This window comes from Synergistaceae bacterium, assembly GCA_031267575.1.
Taxonomy (GTDB): Bacteria; Synergistota; Synergistia; order Synergistales; family Aminobacteriaceae; genus JAIRYN01.
The window spans coordinates 21,622-36,941 of sequence record JAIRYN010000002.1 but is presented as its reverse complement, the minus strand read 5'-3'; the positions used below and the strand labels follow the sequence as shown (position 1 = coordinate 36,941).

The 15,320-nt window shown below is 53.3% G+C and carries 14 protein-coding genes; 2 read left to right on the top strand and 12 right to left on the bottom strand.

Annotation, left to right across the window (positions count from 1 at the left end; genetic code table 11):
- Nucleotides 1–246: IS200/IS605 family transposase (gene tnpA / locus LBJ36_00390; protein ID MDR1377500.1), on the top strand; the 246-nt coding region annotated here is incomplete at its 5' end.
- Between the two features lie 573 nt (nucleotides 247–819).
- Here tnpA and LBJ36_00385 read toward each other — a convergent pair.
- Genes LBJ36_00385 through LBJ36_00375 form a run of 3 tightly spaced genes read right to left on the bottom strand, consistent with a single transcriptional unit; the run spans nucleotide 820 to nucleotide 3,466 of the window.
- Nucleotides 820–2,022, bottom strand: coding sequence for an amidohydrolase (locus LBJ36_00385; protein ID MDR1377499.1), 1,203 nt, complete (start codon nucleotides 2,020–2,022; stop codon nucleotides 820–822).
- 53 nt (nucleotides 2,023–2,075) lie between these two features.
- Nucleotides 2,076–2,693 (bottom strand): peroxidase-related enzyme, encoded by a 618-nt coding sequence (locus LBJ36_00380; GenBank protein ID MDR1377498.1) that lies wholly within the window; start codon nucleotides 2,691–2,693, stop codon nucleotides 2,076–2,078.
- A gap of 17 nt (nucleotides 2,694–2,710) precedes the next feature.
- Nucleotides 2,711–3,466: a cyclase family protein gene (locus LBJ36_00375; GenBank protein MDR1377497.1), complete on the bottom strand. Its 756-nt coding sequence runs from the start codon at nucleotides 3,464–3,466 to the stop codon at nucleotides 2,711–2,713.
- A gap of 207 nt (nucleotides 3,467–3,673) precedes the next feature.
- Here LBJ36_00375 and LBJ36_00370 point away from each other — a divergent pair, with 207 nt between their 5' ends.
- A complete protein-coding gene (locus LBJ36_00370) occupies nucleotides 3,674–4,360 on the top strand; it encodes a nitroreductase family protein (GenBank protein ID MDR1377496.1) in 687 nt (228 codons plus the stop codon).
- A gap of 60 nt (nucleotides 4,361–4,420) precedes the next feature.
- Here LBJ36_00370 and LBJ36_00365 read toward each other — a convergent pair whose 3' ends face one another.
- The 9 genes from LBJ36_00365 to malQ all read right to left on the bottom strand — a co-directional run bounded on the left by LBJ36_00365 (nucleotide 4,421) and on the right by malQ (nucleotide 15,309).
- On the bottom strand, nucleotides 4,421–5,551 hold the full coding sequence (locus LBJ36_00365) for a M48 family metalloprotease (protein MDR1377495.1): 1,131 nt from the start codon (nucleotides 5,549–5,551) through the stop codon (nucleotides 4,421–4,423).
- A gap of 49 nt (nucleotides 5,552–5,600) precedes the next feature.
- Nucleotides 5,601–6,080, bottom strand: a complete 480-nt coding sequence (locus tag LBJ36_00360) for a flagellar protein FlgN (GenBank protein ID MDR1377494.1) — start codon at nucleotides 6,078–6,080, stop codon at nucleotides 5,601–5,603.
- Nucleotides 6,070–6,627, bottom strand: a complete 558-nt coding sequence (gene fliS / locus LBJ36_00355) for a flagellar export chaperone FliS (GenBank protein MDR1377493.1) — start codon at nucleotides 6,625–6,627, stop codon at nucleotides 6,070–6,072. The genes LBJ36_00360 and fliS overlap by 11 nt, the downstream gene beginning before the upstream one ends.
- Nucleotides 6,628–6,796: 169 nt before the next feature.
- Nucleotides 6,797–7,699: a PfkB family carbohydrate kinase gene (locus LBJ36_00350; protein ID MDR1377492.1), complete on the bottom strand. Its 903-nt coding sequence runs from the start codon at nucleotides 7,697–7,699 to the stop codon at nucleotides 6,797–6,799.
- Between the two features lie 25 nt (nucleotides 7,700–7,724).
- Nucleotides 7,725–8,909 (bottom strand): thioredoxin-disulfide reductase, encoded by a 1,185-nt coding sequence (trxB, locus tag LBJ36_00345; GenBank protein ID MDR1377491.1) that lies wholly within the window; start codon nucleotides 8,907–8,909, stop codon nucleotides 7,725–7,727.
- 25 nt (nucleotides 8,910–8,934) lie between these two features.
- Nucleotides 8,935–10,263, bottom strand: coding sequence for a glucose-1-phosphate adenylyltransferase (gene glgC / locus LBJ36_00340; protein ID MDR1377490.1), 1,329 nt, complete (start codon nucleotides 10,261–10,263; stop codon nucleotides 8,935–8,937).
- Nucleotides 10,264–10,359: 96 nt separating this feature from the next.
- Nucleotides 10,360–11,808 carry a glycogen synthase gene (locus LBJ36_00335; GenBank protein MDR1377489.1) on the bottom strand — a complete coding sequence of 483 codons (1,449 nt, stop codon included), beginning with the start codon at nucleotides 11,806–11,808 and terminating at the stop codon, nucleotides 10,360–10,362.
- Between the two features lie 119 nt (nucleotides 11,809–11,927).
- Nucleotides 11,928–13,670, bottom strand: coding sequence for an alpha-glucan family phosphorylase (gene glgP / locus LBJ36_00330; protein ID MDR1377488.1), 1,743 nt, complete (start codon nucleotides 13,668–13,670; stop codon nucleotides 11,928–11,930).
- Between the two features lie 154 nt (nucleotides 13,671–13,824).
- The gene (gene malQ / locus LBJ36_00325) at nucleotides 13,825–15,309 is read right to left on the bottom strand and encodes a 4-alpha-glucanotransferase (protein MDR1377487.1); all 1,485 of its coding nucleotides are present in this window, start codon (nucleotides 15,307–15,309) and stop codon (nucleotides 13,825–13,827) included.
- Between the last annotated feature and the right edge of the window lie 11 nt (nucleotides 15,310–15,320).

Here is a 15,320-nt window from a genome sequence, read left to right as displayed (position 1 = left end):
GTTCAGATTGCGAAGCTTGAGATCATGCCGGATCACATTCACGCCTTTGTCAAAACGCGGCCTATAAACGCTCCTCACTATATTGTCCGACAGCTCAAGAGCTATACGGCAAGAGTATTGCGCTTGGAATTTCCTCATCTTCTGAAAATGCCTTCCTTGTGGACACGTTCGTACTATTGTGAATCTGTGGGACATATTTCAGAGAAAGCTATCATGAAGTATATCGAAGAGCAGAAAAATAAATGAGAACCTACGTTTCCAAACTCTAACAGGCCAAACAGGATAAACATCTTCACCATAAGATTAGCCTTGCCGGGTCGGTCTACAATATTCTCAAAATGGGGGCATCCACTCTTATAAGGAGAAGACGTAAGACCGGTTTCAGTCGGCTGTCTTTGTCGATCTTACAATCCCACGACTTTAGTCGTGGGAGTATGTCAAAAGAGCCAACCCGTTTGACATATCCTCAGCGTCGTTTACAGGGATATTTTTAGTCAAATTCCATGTGACGCTATGGATCGGGTCTTTCGCTCGTAATGCAAGACGTCCTCGACGAAACGATCCATCGAGGACAGGATCTCCGCGAACACCACCATTGAAGGACTCATTGAAGGACTCTTTGAAGGACTCATTGAAGGACTCTTTGAAGAACTCATTGAAGAACTCATTGAAGAACTCATTGAAGGATTCATTGAAGGACTCATTGAAGGACTCATTAAAGGACTCTTTGGGCGATTTCGGGCAAGAACGCCGCGGATTATGCGCGACGATGCCACGTTCATGCCTGGCACGTCTTTTCCCTTAGCCTAAATCGTGCGCCTATTTTTGTTCGAGACAGCTCCAGGCGAAAGATGCGTGCAGGGCCGCACCCAAGTAGAGCGCGGATTCGTCCACGTCGAACCTGGGTGAGTGGTGGGGTATATCGGATTTTTTCTCGGCATTGCCCACGCCCAAGTTGACGAACACCGACGGGGCGACTTTAGAGTAATAGCTGAAGTCCTCAGACCCCATGACGAGTTCCGATTCCTTGACGCTATCGGCCCCAAGAACCGCCTCCGCCACCGACTTGGCCAGCTCTGTGGTTTGGGGCTCGTTGACGGTTACCGGAATAATGGGGATGTACTTGAACTCAGCCTTGCAACGGGTGCTCTCGCATATCCCGGAGACGATGCGGCCCAGGGCCTCTCTCACGTGGTCCTGCGCTTCGGTGCGGAAGGTTCTGACGGAACCGGTCATTTCCACGCGTTCGGGAATGACGTTGAAGACGTAGGAAGAGGTTCTTATCCCTCCGACACTTACCACTACAGTGTCTTTGGGAGAAATCTCGCGAGAAACTATAGTTTGCAATGTGCTGCCGATTTGGAAGGCCGCGATGGTAGGGTCCAGAGCGCTCTCCGGGGTGGAACCGTGCCCGCCTTTTCCCGTTATAACCAACTCCCAGCCATCCGCCGCCGCCATGAAGGGTCCCGCCCGATACTGAAGCTCCCCAGAGGGGATAGGGGACATGACGTGAATGCCGAAGACGGCGCTCACTCCTTCGAGGGCTCCGCCGTCGATCATCGCCTTGGCGCCGGACTTAATCCCATGTTCCTCGGCGGGTTGAAAAAGGAGTCGAACCTTTCCCTTCAGGTTGCCCTTGATCTTAGTCAAGATTTTTGCGGCCCCCAAAAGCATCGCGGCGTGGGCGTCATGGCCGCAGGCGTGCATGGCCCCAGCCTTTTGAGACTTGTAGGGCACGTCCTTTTCGTCGTTCAGAGGAAGGGCGTCAATATCCGCTCGCAGCGCAACGCGCTTTGAGTTGCCGTCGTCACCGCTTCCCGTGATGTCGGCCGCCACGCCGCACTCCGTTCCCCCAAACCCCACCTGAATGTTCTCGCACCCCAGTTTTTTGAGTTCTTCCACGATGTGCCGAGTGGTTTCCACCTCATTCCAGGATGTCTCTGGATTTTTGTGAAAATGGCGCCTCTGATCAATGATCTCCTGCTCGTACTCTTTCGCCAATTTTTTGATTTCCCCGATCATGGTCGTTCCCCCTTAAAAATTTCACTGCCAAAGCGGCGGCGTCGATATCTATTTTAACTTCTGTTGTGGTGGAAGTGTCCACTGTTTGGCTTCGGCGCTATCGTGCTGACCCAGCGGTTAGTATAATTGAAAAAACCGGCCACGTAAGCCGCTTCCAATATCTCGTGATCGTTAAAACCGGCTTCGCGCAGATGATCGGCTTGATCCGTGTCGATCTCCCTCGGATAGGTCGTCACGAAGTAGGCGTAGTCACATAGGGCGCGTTGCTTTTCCGTCAGTTTAGCCGTTCGGTAATTGTATGTGAGCTGATCCACCCATTCGGGGTCTCCAGTGAGCCCCCGCAAAACGTCGCCGTGCGTAGTCAGGCAGTAGGTGCAGCCGTTTGTGGAGGATACCACGAGGCCGATCATCTCCTTGTCGGCGTTGGATAGATAGCAGACTTCAGGTGTGAAGAGCGACGCCTTGAACGCGAGGAATCCCTCGTACTGCGCAGCATTGAGAGGCAATACCTTGAAAAGGTTATTGATAAATCCCCAATCGCGCTTCATCGTCTCGACGTTCCGATTGAAGAGTTCGTACTGCGAGTCTGTCATATTGGAGCGGTCCGGCTTTTGCAAATACGACAATCGTTCATCGAAAACGAGACCGTTTTTTTGGGTGGATTGCGGCATAAGAATCTCTCCTTAATCTAGACTTTAGGGCAAATGGCGAACACTCTGGTTGGGAAACCTGTTCCGCCTTTGAGTTTCGGAAAGACAACGAAGGCAATCGCGCCCACCGGGGGTAACTGATCCAGGTTTTTCAGAAGCTCGACGTTCAACTTGTCGGCTTTGAGGATGTAGTCTTCGGCGCGGAAACCAGTCTGGGCTTCGCAGGCGGGCGGGTCGGTGTCGGGCGTTTCGTGCCCTATAGCTCCGACTTTGCGAACATCGGCGAGCCACTTGACGCATTCGATGTCCCAGCCGGGGTAATGCGCGTGCCCTTCCGCATCGTTATTGTCAAATTTGGACGGTTCGCGGCGCGACCAGTCGCTGCGGAAGGCCACAAACGCGCCTTCGGGAATGACACCGTATTCTTTTTCCCATGCCTCGATGTCCGTCCTCGTGAGGACATAGTCATCGTTTTGGGTCACCTCTTTGGATTTATCCACTACGCAGAGTGGATACACTAATTCGTCCACAGGGATCTCATCCATGAGCCGGCCCTTGGCGTCGAAATGTCCGGGAACATCAGCGTGGGTCCCGTACTGTCCAGCAACAGTGTACTCGTAGACCTTCATAGGAGCGACATCGAAGTCGAACAGCTTTTTGACGCCGAGAGGCTGGAATCCATACCAGTGCGGGGTTTCGGGGCTGAATTCATGAGTGAGGTCGATCCACTTGTATTTGGACTTCAACTCGGACAACTGATTCCACAGAGGGTGATTAGATGACGCGTTTGGCATGAACGATTCCTCCTACTTTGTGATTGTATGAGCAAACTCATTTATGTTGTCAAGTATACACTGATATTCTAGCGTAATCTTTAACCTATCACCAAAATATTGAGAAATGAGTTCGGTCTACGTGACAGATTCCGTTCTTTTCTTGGAGTCAGACGCGCTATAATCATTATTGTGAATTCTGATATTTTTTTAAGGGGGAGTTTTGTTATGGTTTGTGCGTTCAAAAACAAACGGAGGTTTTTTCGTGTTTTTAAGGTGGTGACAATGGCGTTGCTGACGACGGTATTGCTGACTGGAGCCACGGTGTGCGTGCCGGCCTGGGCGGATGTGAAACTTCCAGATCCTTTGACGGAAGGCGGAGGGGGCGTTTTTTCGCTTTTGAAGAGCCGCGCCTCGGCGCTGTCAGGTAGTTACCCCACGGGACAGATCTCACAAGAGGAGCTTTCAACGATCTTGTGGGCAGCGTCCGGTCTCAATCGCCCAGGAAAAGGGTGGACGATTCCGCTGGCTATGGGGCGTGAACCCTACTGCAAAGTATATGTGGTGGGCGACGATGGGACGTTTCTCTATGATTGGAAAGAACACGCCCTAAGGGAAATTTCCAAGGAAAATGTCAAAGCCGCCATCGGTTCACAGGCTTTTGTGGGGAAAGCGTCGCACGTTCTGGTTTTCGTGACGGATAGCAAGGCTTTGGCGAACTTCAACAATGGCCGCGCTGAGGAATGGGCCTATGTTGCCATTGGGGCAATGACGCAAAACGTCTACCTGGCGGCCGACGCGCTGGGCATCGGCGTGCGCTACCTCGCCTCCCTTTCGCCCGACGTGGCCCGGACATCTCTCCAATTGGCAGAGAGGGATATTCCCGTCTGTATCATGCCCATTGGAAAAAGGTGACTAAAAATACTAAAACAATATCGGAAGCGCTTGCTAGTTAATATTGGAAGCGCTCGCTAGTTAATATTTGAAATAATTGGCTATGGGGTGTTTTTTTCTGGCCCGGTCCAAAGCCACTAGAAGATTTTCCCTCAGGGTGGAAAGGCCGGGCATTCCCGCCGGCAAGGGGGTATGGGCCAAAACAACGTTTTTCAGGCGTAAGACGCTTTCTCCTTTCGCTCCGCTATTTTCCAACCGTAGGTCATAAGGCACCAGCTCCATCTGAAAGCCCCGGTCCAGCAGTTCTCTCACCTGCCTCAAAAGGTCCCTTGTCTGGTTGTCGTTGGTGCCCTCCCACACCTCCAGATCATCCACGAAAAGGCTGATTTTTGCCCCGTTCTCTTTCACGAAGGTTTGGAGCATTTGAAGAGGGTGCTTTCTTTCCACGGCGATCTTCAAGCTCACCAGCTTCTCCCCCAGGCTCCGAACCCGATCAATGGAGTCGGGGTGGTCCATGTAGATGCCATACTCCTGGATGGGGCGTTTCATTTCCTCGTGCATAAACCCCTCCATGACAGTAACCATAGCTGAGGCTGGATAGCCCGCGGCGATTAGCGCGTCCAACCCCATGCTGTCGGCCTCCTTTTCGAACTCGATAGAGTACGAACTGGTGATAGCTACTTGCATCACCTGAGACAATGCAACGGGCGCCAACGCACCCCCACTGGCCAGCATCACGACCAGAGCCGCCAAAGTAATTTTTTCGGACTTGGCCGCCATTTTGAAGCCGTGGCTCTGGTCCACGTGGACCATTTCGTGGGCCATAACCGCGGCGATTTCAGCGTCGGAGTGAAGGAGTTGCAGCATTTTCGAAGTGAAGAAAATGAACCCGCCAGGAAGACAAAAGGCGTTGGAAACATCTGATCTGATGATACGGACTTCGTAAGGAATTTCGCGTTCCATGTGTGGCTTCAGGGCGTCTACGATCATGGAAAGGCGAACGAGTGGAACAGGATCCGCTATTAGCTCCCATCGCTCCTCTATCTCTTTGACAGTCTTTCGCCCCGCTTCTCGTTCTTTTCGCAACTGGGAATCAGCAATGCCCTCGTCTTTTGATGGCGAGTTATCGAAAGAAACATCGTTTTTTCCCGAATTTTTACCTTGATTTTGGGCTTGAGCGGAATAGGAAAAAAGGTAAAACGTCAAAAACACAAACAAAAATAGAGGAAAAAGGGTACATGAAAGTTTTTTTTTACTTTTTCTACTGGCCGGAGTCAATGTAACTTCCCCCCATTTTGGCGTAGTTCACGAAAGCCGAGCGCCCCTGGGTCATTTGCAACATCTTGTCCCGCAGTTGTTGTACGTGTTTTTCAAGTTCTTCCTGCACCTTTGCCTCGGCCACCATTAGATTCTCGGCGGCGGCGCGGGTTTCCGATAGAATCTGGTCAAATTCGGCGCTTTCCTCTCCAGAGAAAAGCGCGCCTAATTTTTCCCAGAACCCAGATGTCCCTCGAACCTCCGCAAGCCCTAAGCTGGGGAAAGCGTCCAACCACGTATCCGCCAGCAACTGAAGCCGGGAGATCAGCTCTTGTTTTTCCTGCAAGATCGAGAGGAGTTCTTCCATGTCCTTATCGAGGATAATGGCCTCCAGTTCCCGAGAGACCATTTTTCTTAAAGTGCCGTATATCCCCAATTCAAGTTTCAGTAAGTTCTTGACCGTGTCCAGAACGCTATCCAGCAATGTTCAAACCTCCGGGTTGAGCCTTGCCGGGAACCGAAACCGGGCGCGGAGCCGCTGAGATTTTCGCGTTCGGAGCGATTTTCAGTTCATCGAGGCTCAGGTTCTTGACAGCCTTAAGATCTTCATCCTCGGGGTGGGCTGCCTGATACTCCTTCAACAGCTTCATCAGAGCTTCTCCCCAAGTCTCCTTGAGATCTTCCAACATCGTCAGAACAGTATGGACGTTGCTGGGCTTCTTTTTAACGTTGGCTTCCACGAGAAGCTGGTACATGAAATCATAAATTCGCATCAAACTGCGGGCCATCTCCCCGCCCTTGTCGGTGTTCAGGGTCACCATGAGTTCCCGAATGACCTCCTGAGCCCGCAGTATTTCCCGATGCGCTAGGTCAAAATCTTGGTTTTTACTATCTGCTCCCAACGCGGCTTCCGCTATACGGCAAGAACGGATGCCGATATCATAGGTGATGAGAAGAAGTTGCTCCTTTGTTGCCGTCGAAATTTGCGTGGCCTGATATGTAAACTGCACGTCCTGAGATTTATTTTCCACCCTAAATCAATCCCCTTTCACTCTCTTTTTCGGATATTTCGAGGAAAAACTTTCGTTTCGCGAGACATGTAAAACTCTATGTAAAATATGCGAAACCCACAAAATCCGAACCGGAGAGTTCACGGTCCCAATCTCGAAGCGCCGGGCAGGTCGGATTCCAGAACTCGACTCAGTCGATTTTAGTAAGGAGGACTCGATGCGTCAACTCCTCCACACGTGCCCTGTCGCGGGGAAATTTTTCGGGGTGTGTGGCACACTCCCAGTTACAGGCCATGGCCAACCGCATGATATCCTCCGTGGAGGCGCGCTGCTGTATGGCGGCGATCATCCCGGCCAAAAGAGCGTCCTCAGTAGCGTAAGTATAAAGCATTTCCGCGCTTTCACCCTCCGCGATCCAAGCCCCTCTCTGAGAGGAAAAAATCACCCGCCCCTCTTCGAGAGAGGCGCAGACCCATTCCGTTCCCTTGCGGTGCAGGCTCTCGGCGCGTGCCATGAAAATCTCGGCGCTCTTCTGATAGTTCAGCTTGAGAATAGTCGGTGTTTCTTCCAGGACGACCTCCAAGTCCTCCTTCCGGGGGGAGAGAATGGTGGGAATCGAGCTGTTTTGGGCAATCCGCATTAAGCGCGTGTAAATAGAGCCATCGAATCCAGGAGGCAAAGAGCCTCCCATAACAACTCTTTCGACTCGCCCCAAGGTGCGCTCAAAATTCACTACAAACGCGGTTCTATCGTGTTCGAGTATGTCCAGCCCCAATTCGTGCAGACGCGTTTCGAGGTTTTTTTCGGTATCGGTGATGCACACGTTGATCCGCGTCTCGCCCCTCGTGTGGATGAAATGCGCGAAAACCTTTTCCCTGCGAAGGGAGTCCAAGATATAGGAGGCGTTGAACCCCGCCAAGAAGCCCGTCGCAATTGAGGATAGGCCCAGACGACTCAGAATAATAGAGATATTGATCCCTCCGCCGCCTGGGCTACGCCGAGAAACGTTCGCGTGATATCGCCCGCCGGGGTGGAAATCGTTGATGATAAAATCCAGGTCGACAGCCGGATTAAATGTCACGGTCAGAATCATGCGACTCAATCGCCTTTACACTCGGTCAGGCCAACGCCTTGACGATATCTGCTTCCGAGGAGATCGGAGTCGATTTCGTGATCGTACCGGAACGGAGTTCGACGACAGCCGGCAGGGCGATGCCCAGTTTTTCGGTTATACGGCTATTTTTGTAACCGTCGATGATCGGGATCTTTTTGTCCTGGGCCTTAGCGAGTTTTTCCGCCTCGTTGGAAAGTCGAACCTGTTCCGGGTCGATGCTGGAGTAAAAAAACGCCGTTACGGATTCCGGTGTCAACAAGGTGGATCGAAGATGGAGCTGCTCGTTGATGTAGGCGGATGCCCCCATCGCGGCGATAGCGCCATCGGAAGCAGCCGTCACTACTTGACGCAGATGTTTGCGGCATACATCGCCCGCGGCGAAAATCCCTTCCACAGAAGTCTCCATCTGCTCGTTGACCAGAATCCATCCCTCTTTCGTGGCTTTCACCAAACCTCGGACGCACTCGTCGTAGGGTGCCTGCCCCACAAACATGAAAATGCCCGTTACCGATAAATTAGAAACCTCGTTGGTCTTGATGTTCTTTAAAACCAGATTCTCGACTACTCCGTCGCCTTCGATTTTATCCACCACGCTATTCCAAACGGGAACAATTTTGGGGTTGGAGAGCGCGCGCTCGACGGCGGCGCGGTCGGCCCGAAACTCGTCGCGACGATGGATGATGTATACCTTGGAGGCGAACTTCGTCAGATAGGTTCCTTCTTCCACCGCAGTATTCCCGCCTCCCACGACGGCGATGACCTCGTCCTCGAAGAAAGCCCCGTCACACACGGCACAGTAACTGACGCCCTGTCCGATGTGCTCGGCTTCCCCAGGGCAACCCAAGCGGCGGAAGTAAGCGCCTGTGGCGACAATGATCGCCTCGGTCTCGATCTCTCCCTTATTTGTGACGAGAACCTTGCTGTCTCCGCGGAGCTCCACTTTTTTTACCTCGGCGGGGCGGATTTCGGTCTTAAATTTGAGGGCGTGATCACGGAACATATTTCCCAGCTCCGGCCCTGTGGCGCGCTGTGTACCCGGCCAGTTTTCGATCTCATCGGTGGTATTGATCTGCCCACCCGTGGCCCCTCTCTCCAGAAGCAACACATCAAGCCCCGCGCGGCGTCCATAGATTGCCGCCGTCATCCCGGCCGGGCCGGCGCCAATGATCACGAGTTCTCTTTTTTCCATCAGATTTCCCTCCTTGAGTGAACCGTCAACTGAACGTGGACCAGGAGAAGGCGTCCAGGGCTTTTTCGTCCACGTCTTTCTGATATTGGATGCGCGGCATCCCTATGGTCACGATCCCGGAGGCAGGGTCGACGGAATACTCTCGCGCGTCGGCTTCAGGATCCTCGCCGATCACGGTATTGTCGGGAATGTAGTTGTGCGCGTCGATGATCGCATGTCGGATGCGGCAGTTCCGTCCCACCACCACGCCTTGGCCGATGACGCTCTCATCAATGACCGTGCCTGGCTGAACCACGCAGTTGCGCGACAGAACAGATCGCTGTACTGTCGCTCCAAGGATACGGCTTCCTTCGGCCAAAAGGGCGCGGTTGACGTTGCAGTCGTGCCCGTCGGCGGGGTAAGAATAGGAAGGCGGGTCGGCGAAGGAAACGGTGCGAATGGGCCACATGGGATTGTAGAGCGTCATCTCGGAGTCGTAGCTCAAAAGTTCCATATGAGCCTGCCAATAGGCTTTGATCGTCCCCACGTCGCGCCAATAGGGTTTATCCTCACGCCATTGGTGCACTTTTTCAATCTCGCGGGTGGAGTGAGGCAAAATGTTGGTCGAGAAATCATAGGCGTATACCCTGGCGTTCTGCTGCACCAGTCCTGGAATAATGTCACGTCCGAAGTCGTGACTGGTCGGTTGCTGGGAATCATAGATCAGCGCTTCTTCCAGAATGTGGCGCTCGAAAATATAGTTTCCCATCGAGATATAGCAAAACCCCGGATTGTCGGGAATCTCTGGAGGAACGGAGGGTTTTTCGAGAAACTCCACAATGCGCCCCGACGCGTCAGTCTTGATGCAACCGAATTGATAAGCCTCAGCAACCGGAACCACATTAGCGGCGACGGTGACGTCGGCTTTATACTTGACGTGATGGTCCAACATCTGTTCGACGTCCATCTTGTAGATGTGGTCCGCGGCGAAAATACAAACCACGTCCGCCTTGAAAAGAGAGATCAGGTGCAGACTCTGGAAGACGGCGTCCGCCGTTCCCTGGAACCAATGTTCACCCCTCCACATCTGCGCGGGAACAAGCGTCACGAAAAAATCGCGTCCGCGCAGAGCGCCGCCGAACTGCCACCCCTGTTCGATGTGCTCGTTAAGGGACTGGCTCTTGAACTGGACGAGAACGTAAACGGCAAAAATTCCGCTGTTGACGAGATTGGAAAGAGCAAAATCGATAATACGATATTTCGCTCCGAAATAAACGGCCGGTTTTGCCCTGTAACGAGTCAACGGCATTAAGCGTTCTCCTTTGCCCCCTGCAAGCACAATCCCGAGAACTCTCCCGTATTTTTCTCCGTACATGATACCCTCTCCCTCGTCTAATTTCTCTTCCGCGGCGGCTACGTCGTAATCGTTCAAACTTCTTCCGCTCCGCCCCTCTGAACTTGAATATTTACGCTACCTCTTGTCCACTGGAAGAATGTCTCGATAGAGGCCTTGATAAAGCCGCGCCGACTTGTCCCAGGAAAAATCTTCTTTCATTCCCCTTATGCGTATTTTATCCCAGGCGTTAGCGTTGGCAAAGCGTTCTATCGCTCGGCGTAACGACCACAACATTCCCGCGGTGTCGTAAGTCAAAAAGGTAAAGCCATTGCCGCCTCCCTCGGAATCAGAATCGATCACGGTATCGCGCAGTCCCCCCACCTCACGGACCACGGGGACGGTTCCGTAACGCATGGCGATCATCTGCGACAAACCACAGGGCTCGAAAAGCGATGGCATCAGGTAAATGTCTCCGCCGGCGTAGAGGAGGTGAGCAAGCGCTTCGTTGTATCCAGGAAAAAAGCAGAAGGAATCCTTGTTCGCGGCGGCGGCGTCTCTCAGTGTGTCCTCGATCCAGCGGTGCCCGCTACCCAAAAAAACGAACTTCGCCCCCAGGCTGTCGAGCTGTTTCAAAGCGGGCAGAACGATATCGAATCCCTTTTGCTCCACCAAACGGGAAACGCAGACCACGATGGGACCATTGTAAGCGGGATCGAAGGAGGTGTTTTTCAAAAGTTCTCGTCGGCACTCTTTTTTGCCCTCCAGAGATTTGGCTGTATAACACTGAGGCAGGTAGGGGTCCGTGGAAGGGTTCCAATAGTCCACGTCGATCCCGTTCAAGATACCGTGCAATTTGTGCCGTTGAGCGTAGATCACAGGCGCCAATGCCTGAGTGGATTCGTAGGTCTGTATTTCCCAAGCGTAGCGAGGCGACACGGTGGTTATGGCCGTGGCACTGACGATGGCGCCTTTCAGGAGGTTGACCTGTCCGTAAAACTCCAGCCCCCACATGTTGAAACTGGAGGGGTCCATGCCGGACTCCTCAAAAAAAGATCCTGGAAAAAAGGTTCCCTGATGGGCTACGTTATGCAGAGTCATAACGCTTTTTGTGTCCGCGTTCCGATAGTGCCGATGCCACGCCAGGGCACAGGGCAAATAGGCGCTCGTCCAGTCGTGGCAGTGAAAAATATCGGGCGTCCATTCTACAGCCTCTTTCAGATTGAGGGCGTGAGCGCAAAAAACGGCAAAGGGACGCACTGTCCAGGCATTGAGGTTCCAGGGATACATCTCGCTACCGTAGTAGTCCGATTCTAAAAAGTAGACCGGTACCTCGTCCACATCCACCCGATGTACCGCGGCGTCCGCTCCTTGCCAAGCGTAGGACGCGTTGATCCGGGGGGAAAAGGTGGCGACTTTGTAGCCCGCCTCCCGAACTCTGTCCATGACGCCCGACCAAGCTGGAGTAACTACTCGAACGTCCACCCCACACTTTCGTAAGGCTTTCGGCAACGAACCCATCACATCAGCCAGTCCTCCCACCTTGGAAAAGGGAGATAGCTCGGTTCCGACGAAAAGGACTTTCATTTTTTGCGTGCCCGATTTCTGAGACTTCGGAGCTGGAAGTCTCGCGTGTTGTGATTTCGAACCGGCATTTGAGTGTTTCGGCTTACGTTTAGGGGTCGCTCTCATGATTTTTTCCTCGCTTACATGCCTCTAAAATCGATGGAATAGGCCTTCGACGCGTATTCCCGGATCACGCGATGAGTGTTGAAAAACGAGGCGTTGAGAGCGATGGTATGCTGCATCATGCTCACCCATTTTTCGTGGTCACTGTAGTAGGTGGGAATAATCTTCTTTTCGAGCTTGTCGTAAAGATCGATAGCATCCAGAGAGTCGTCGTAGTGCTCGTAGTCGGACACGCTGGGCTCGGGACCGATGGACCAGCCCGTCACGTCCTCGATCCAACCCTCAATCCACCAACCGTCCAGAACGGAGAAGTTCATAATGCCATTCATCGTACATTTCATGCCACTGGTACCGCTAGCCTCCCGTGGCCGCACGGGGGTGTTCAGCCACAGGTCCACGCCCTGGGTCAGCAAGGAGGCGATTTCCATGTTATAGTTGTCGATGAAAACGACGGAAATCTTGTCCTGAAGATCCTTGGCCGACTTCTTGATCTTCTGGAGGACGGCCTTACCCTCGTTGTCATTGGGGTGCGCTTTTCCCGCGAAAATAAACTGAATTTTCCGGTCGCTTGCCACTTCTATGAAACGTTTCAAGTTCGAGAACAAAAGGTCGGCCCGCTTGTACGTCGCGGCTCGGCGAGCGAAGCCCAGGGTCAGGATCTCCGGGTCGAGCTGTTTGCCCGTGGTTTCCAACACCCGGGCGAAAAGGCGGAGCTTGGAGGCCTGGTGGGCCGCCCACAAATCCTGTTTGGGGATGGTCAGAGCCTGGACGAGGCGGCCGGGGTCCTGCTCCCAGCCGGGAATATGTTTGCTGTAAAGTTTACACATTCCAGAGCTGATCCAAGTGATAGGGTGCACGCCGTTGGTGACCCAGTCCACGGTGTCCATTTTGAACATAGCATTGCTGACCTCGGCGTGTTTCTTGGCCACACCGTTGACGTAGCGGCTATAGCGAAGCCCCAGCTCAGTCATGGATACCCCCTGCATGTCGGGCATCATACGTTTGATGGCGGCAAGGGCGTCGGGTGGGAATGTGTGGTCAATGAGTCCGAACTCGAAATAGTCGTGGCCGGCGGGTACGGGAGTGTGAGTGGTAAACACCACCTGCTCCCGGATCTTGTCAGGGTCGTAGTACCCCTGCTCCCGCATCAGTTCCAGGGTCAAAAAGCCCGCGTGACCCTCGTTTAAATGGAAAGTCTCGATGTTCATATAGCCCAGGTCGCGAAGAATGCGCAGACCGCCCACCCCCAAGATAAACTCCTGGCGCAAGCGATAGTCGTTGTCACCACCGTAGAGGTACCAACAGAGCTTGCGGTCGTCGGGGTGATTGGGCTCGAAATCGGTATCCAGAAAGTAGACGGGCAAGGGGTAACCCGAGGAGCCAATGATCTCGTAAACCCATACTCCTATTTGAATCTCGCGTCCCTGAAGCGTCAGGGAAACTCGGTTGGGGAGCAGAGTAAGCTCGTGAGCGGGGTTCCACTGGACGGGTTTTTCCTTTTGCCATCCATCCTCATTAAACTCCTGGACGAAGTACCCTTTTCGGTAAAGCAAAGTGACGCCAGCCATGGGAACGCCCACGTCGGCCGCGCTTTTCAGAATGTCGCCGGCCAGTACTCCAAGGCCTCCAGAGTAAGTGGGAATGGATTCTTTGAGCCCCACCTCCATCGAAAAATAGGCAACCGGCCTAAAAGCGGGGTCGTTTTCCATCAGGCTCCTTAAAGAATTACCGAGATCGCTCTTCTGAAGTCTCTGTATCATTCTCGCAAACTCCTTTCCCGGTTCCCCTATAGGGGGATGTCGGCGTTTGAACATAAATTATCTCATAAAATTTTATAAAGGTCCCAGAGCCGATGTTCCATATTGAAATATTGAAATATGAAAATATGGAAAAATTGAAATCTAAAAAATAGGCTCAACGACCATAGAGGTTGGCCAGGGTCTTCATGCGGGAAGCCAGGTCAGGCGTGGTCTGTCCCGGCATCATCCGCCACTCCCAATTTCCTTTGGGCGTGGACGGGAGGTTTGTTCGGGTCTGCTCCCCCAGCTCCAGCCAATCCTGCATTTGCACGACAGCCATCTCGGCGACGGAGGACATCGCCATGCGAATCATGTCCCCGCAGATGGTGTCGCGGTTAATCTCTTTGCCCAAGTAAAGGATAAGGTTAGAGATCTCTTTGGGCGATCCCTTTTCGAACCACCCAATAGAGGTGTTATTGTCGTGGGTGCCAGTATAGATCACGTTGTCGGGAGTGTGGTTGTGGGGCGCGTAGGGGTTAAGCCCGGGGGCCTCAAAGGCGAAATGCAGGACGAGCATACCCAAAAGCCCCATACCTTTGCGAGCGGCCTCGATCTCAGGAGTGAGGACTCCAAGATTTTCGGCCCAGAAGGGTCTGTCGGGGAACTCCCAGCACAGACGCTCGAAAAATCGCGCGTGAGGAACACCGCGCCAACAGCCTTTTTCGGCGGTCTCCGCGTTCGCGGGCAACGCCCAATAGCCGATGAGGCCCCTAAAATGATCGATCCGGATTCTGTCGAAAAGAGTCAAAAGGTGACGCAGGCGGCTCATCCACCATTGAAAACCGTCGGCCTCCATAGCTTCCCAGCGGTAAAGAGGATTTCCCCACAACTGTCCCGTCTTGCTGTAGTAATCGGGTGGCACCCCCGCCACGGAAATGGGGTTCAATTCCTCGTCGAGTTCAAAAAGGTGAGGGTTGGCCCACACGTCGGCGCTGTCCAGAGTCATATATATGGGCGCGTCGCCCACGAGCTGGATGCCGAACCGTCCAAGACACTCTCGGAAACGCGCCATCTGGGAGTGAAAGACGAACTGGATGAAACGGTGGCGCTCGATTTCGTCTTGATACGTCAGCCAGACTTTGTGCAGTGCCTCGTGGCGGCGGTACTTTAGTTCGTCGGGCCAGTTTTGCCAGCATTCCCCGTTGTGGATTTCTTTGAGCGCGGTAAAAAAGCTGTAGGGCTCCAGCCAATGTTTATTGACGGAGAAAAACTCCTCATACTCCATCCGGCGTCCCGCGTTTTTGAAGTTCAGCCACGCGCGGCGCAAAAGATTTCCCTTGAAAGTGCGCGCCAAGTCGTAATCCACGCGCCCGTGGGCAAACGTCGGCAGGTCTTTGACGTCGTCCTCGTCCAGAAGTCCGTCACCAGCCATGATCTCTGGGCTGATCAGCAGTTCGCTGCCCGCAAAAGCCGAAAGAGGACTGTAGGGAGAATTTCCGCTGCCGCCGTCGATAGCGTTCAGAGGCAGAACCTGCCATACCGCCTGACCCGCGTCCTTCAAAAACTCGACGAAGCGCGTCGCTTCCGGTCCCAAATCACCAATCCCGTATTTCGAGGGGAGAGAGGTCAAAGGCAGAAGCACACCGCTTTTACGCGCCATAAAATAGGTCT

Coding starts and splice junctions, on each gene's coding strand:
- trxB (MDR1377491.1), bottom strand. CDS start 8,909: ATGGAAAAAAGAGAACTCGTGATCATTGGCGCCGGCCCGGCCGGGATG.
- LBJ36_00385 (MDR1377499.1), bottom strand. CDS start 2,022: ATGATCGGGGAAATCAAAAAATTGGCGAAAGAGTACGAGCAGGAGATC.
- LBJ36_00380 (MDR1377498.1), bottom strand. CDS start 2,693: ATGCCGCAATCCACCCAAAAAAACGGTCTCGTTTTCGATGAACGATTG.
- LBJ36_00350 (MDR1377492.1), bottom strand. CDS start 7,699: ATGATTCTGACCGTGACATTTAATCCGGCTGTCGACCTGGATTTTATC.
- LBJ36_00370 (MDR1377496.1), top strand. CDS start 3,674: ATGGTTTGTGCGTTCAAAAACAAACGGAGGTTTTTTCGTGTTTTTAAG.
- malQ (MDR1377487.1), bottom strand. CDS start 15,309: ATGGCGCGTAAAAGCGGTGTGCTTCTGCCTTTGACCTCTCTCCCCTCG.
- glgC (MDR1377490.1), bottom strand. CDS start 10,263: ATGTACGGAGAAAAATACGGGAGAGTTCTCGGGATTGTGCTTGCAGGG.
- glgP (MDR1377488.1), bottom strand. CDS start 13,670: ATGATACAGAGACTTCAGAAGAGCGATCTCGGTAATTCTTTAAGGAGC.
- LBJ36_00375 (MDR1377497.1), bottom strand. CDS start 3,466: ATGCCAAACGCGTCATCTAATCACCCTCTGTGGAATCAGTTGTCCGAG.
- LBJ36_00335 (MDR1377489.1), bottom strand. CDS start 11,808: ATGAAAGTCCTTTTCGTCGGAACCGAGCTATCTCCCTTTTCCAAGGTG.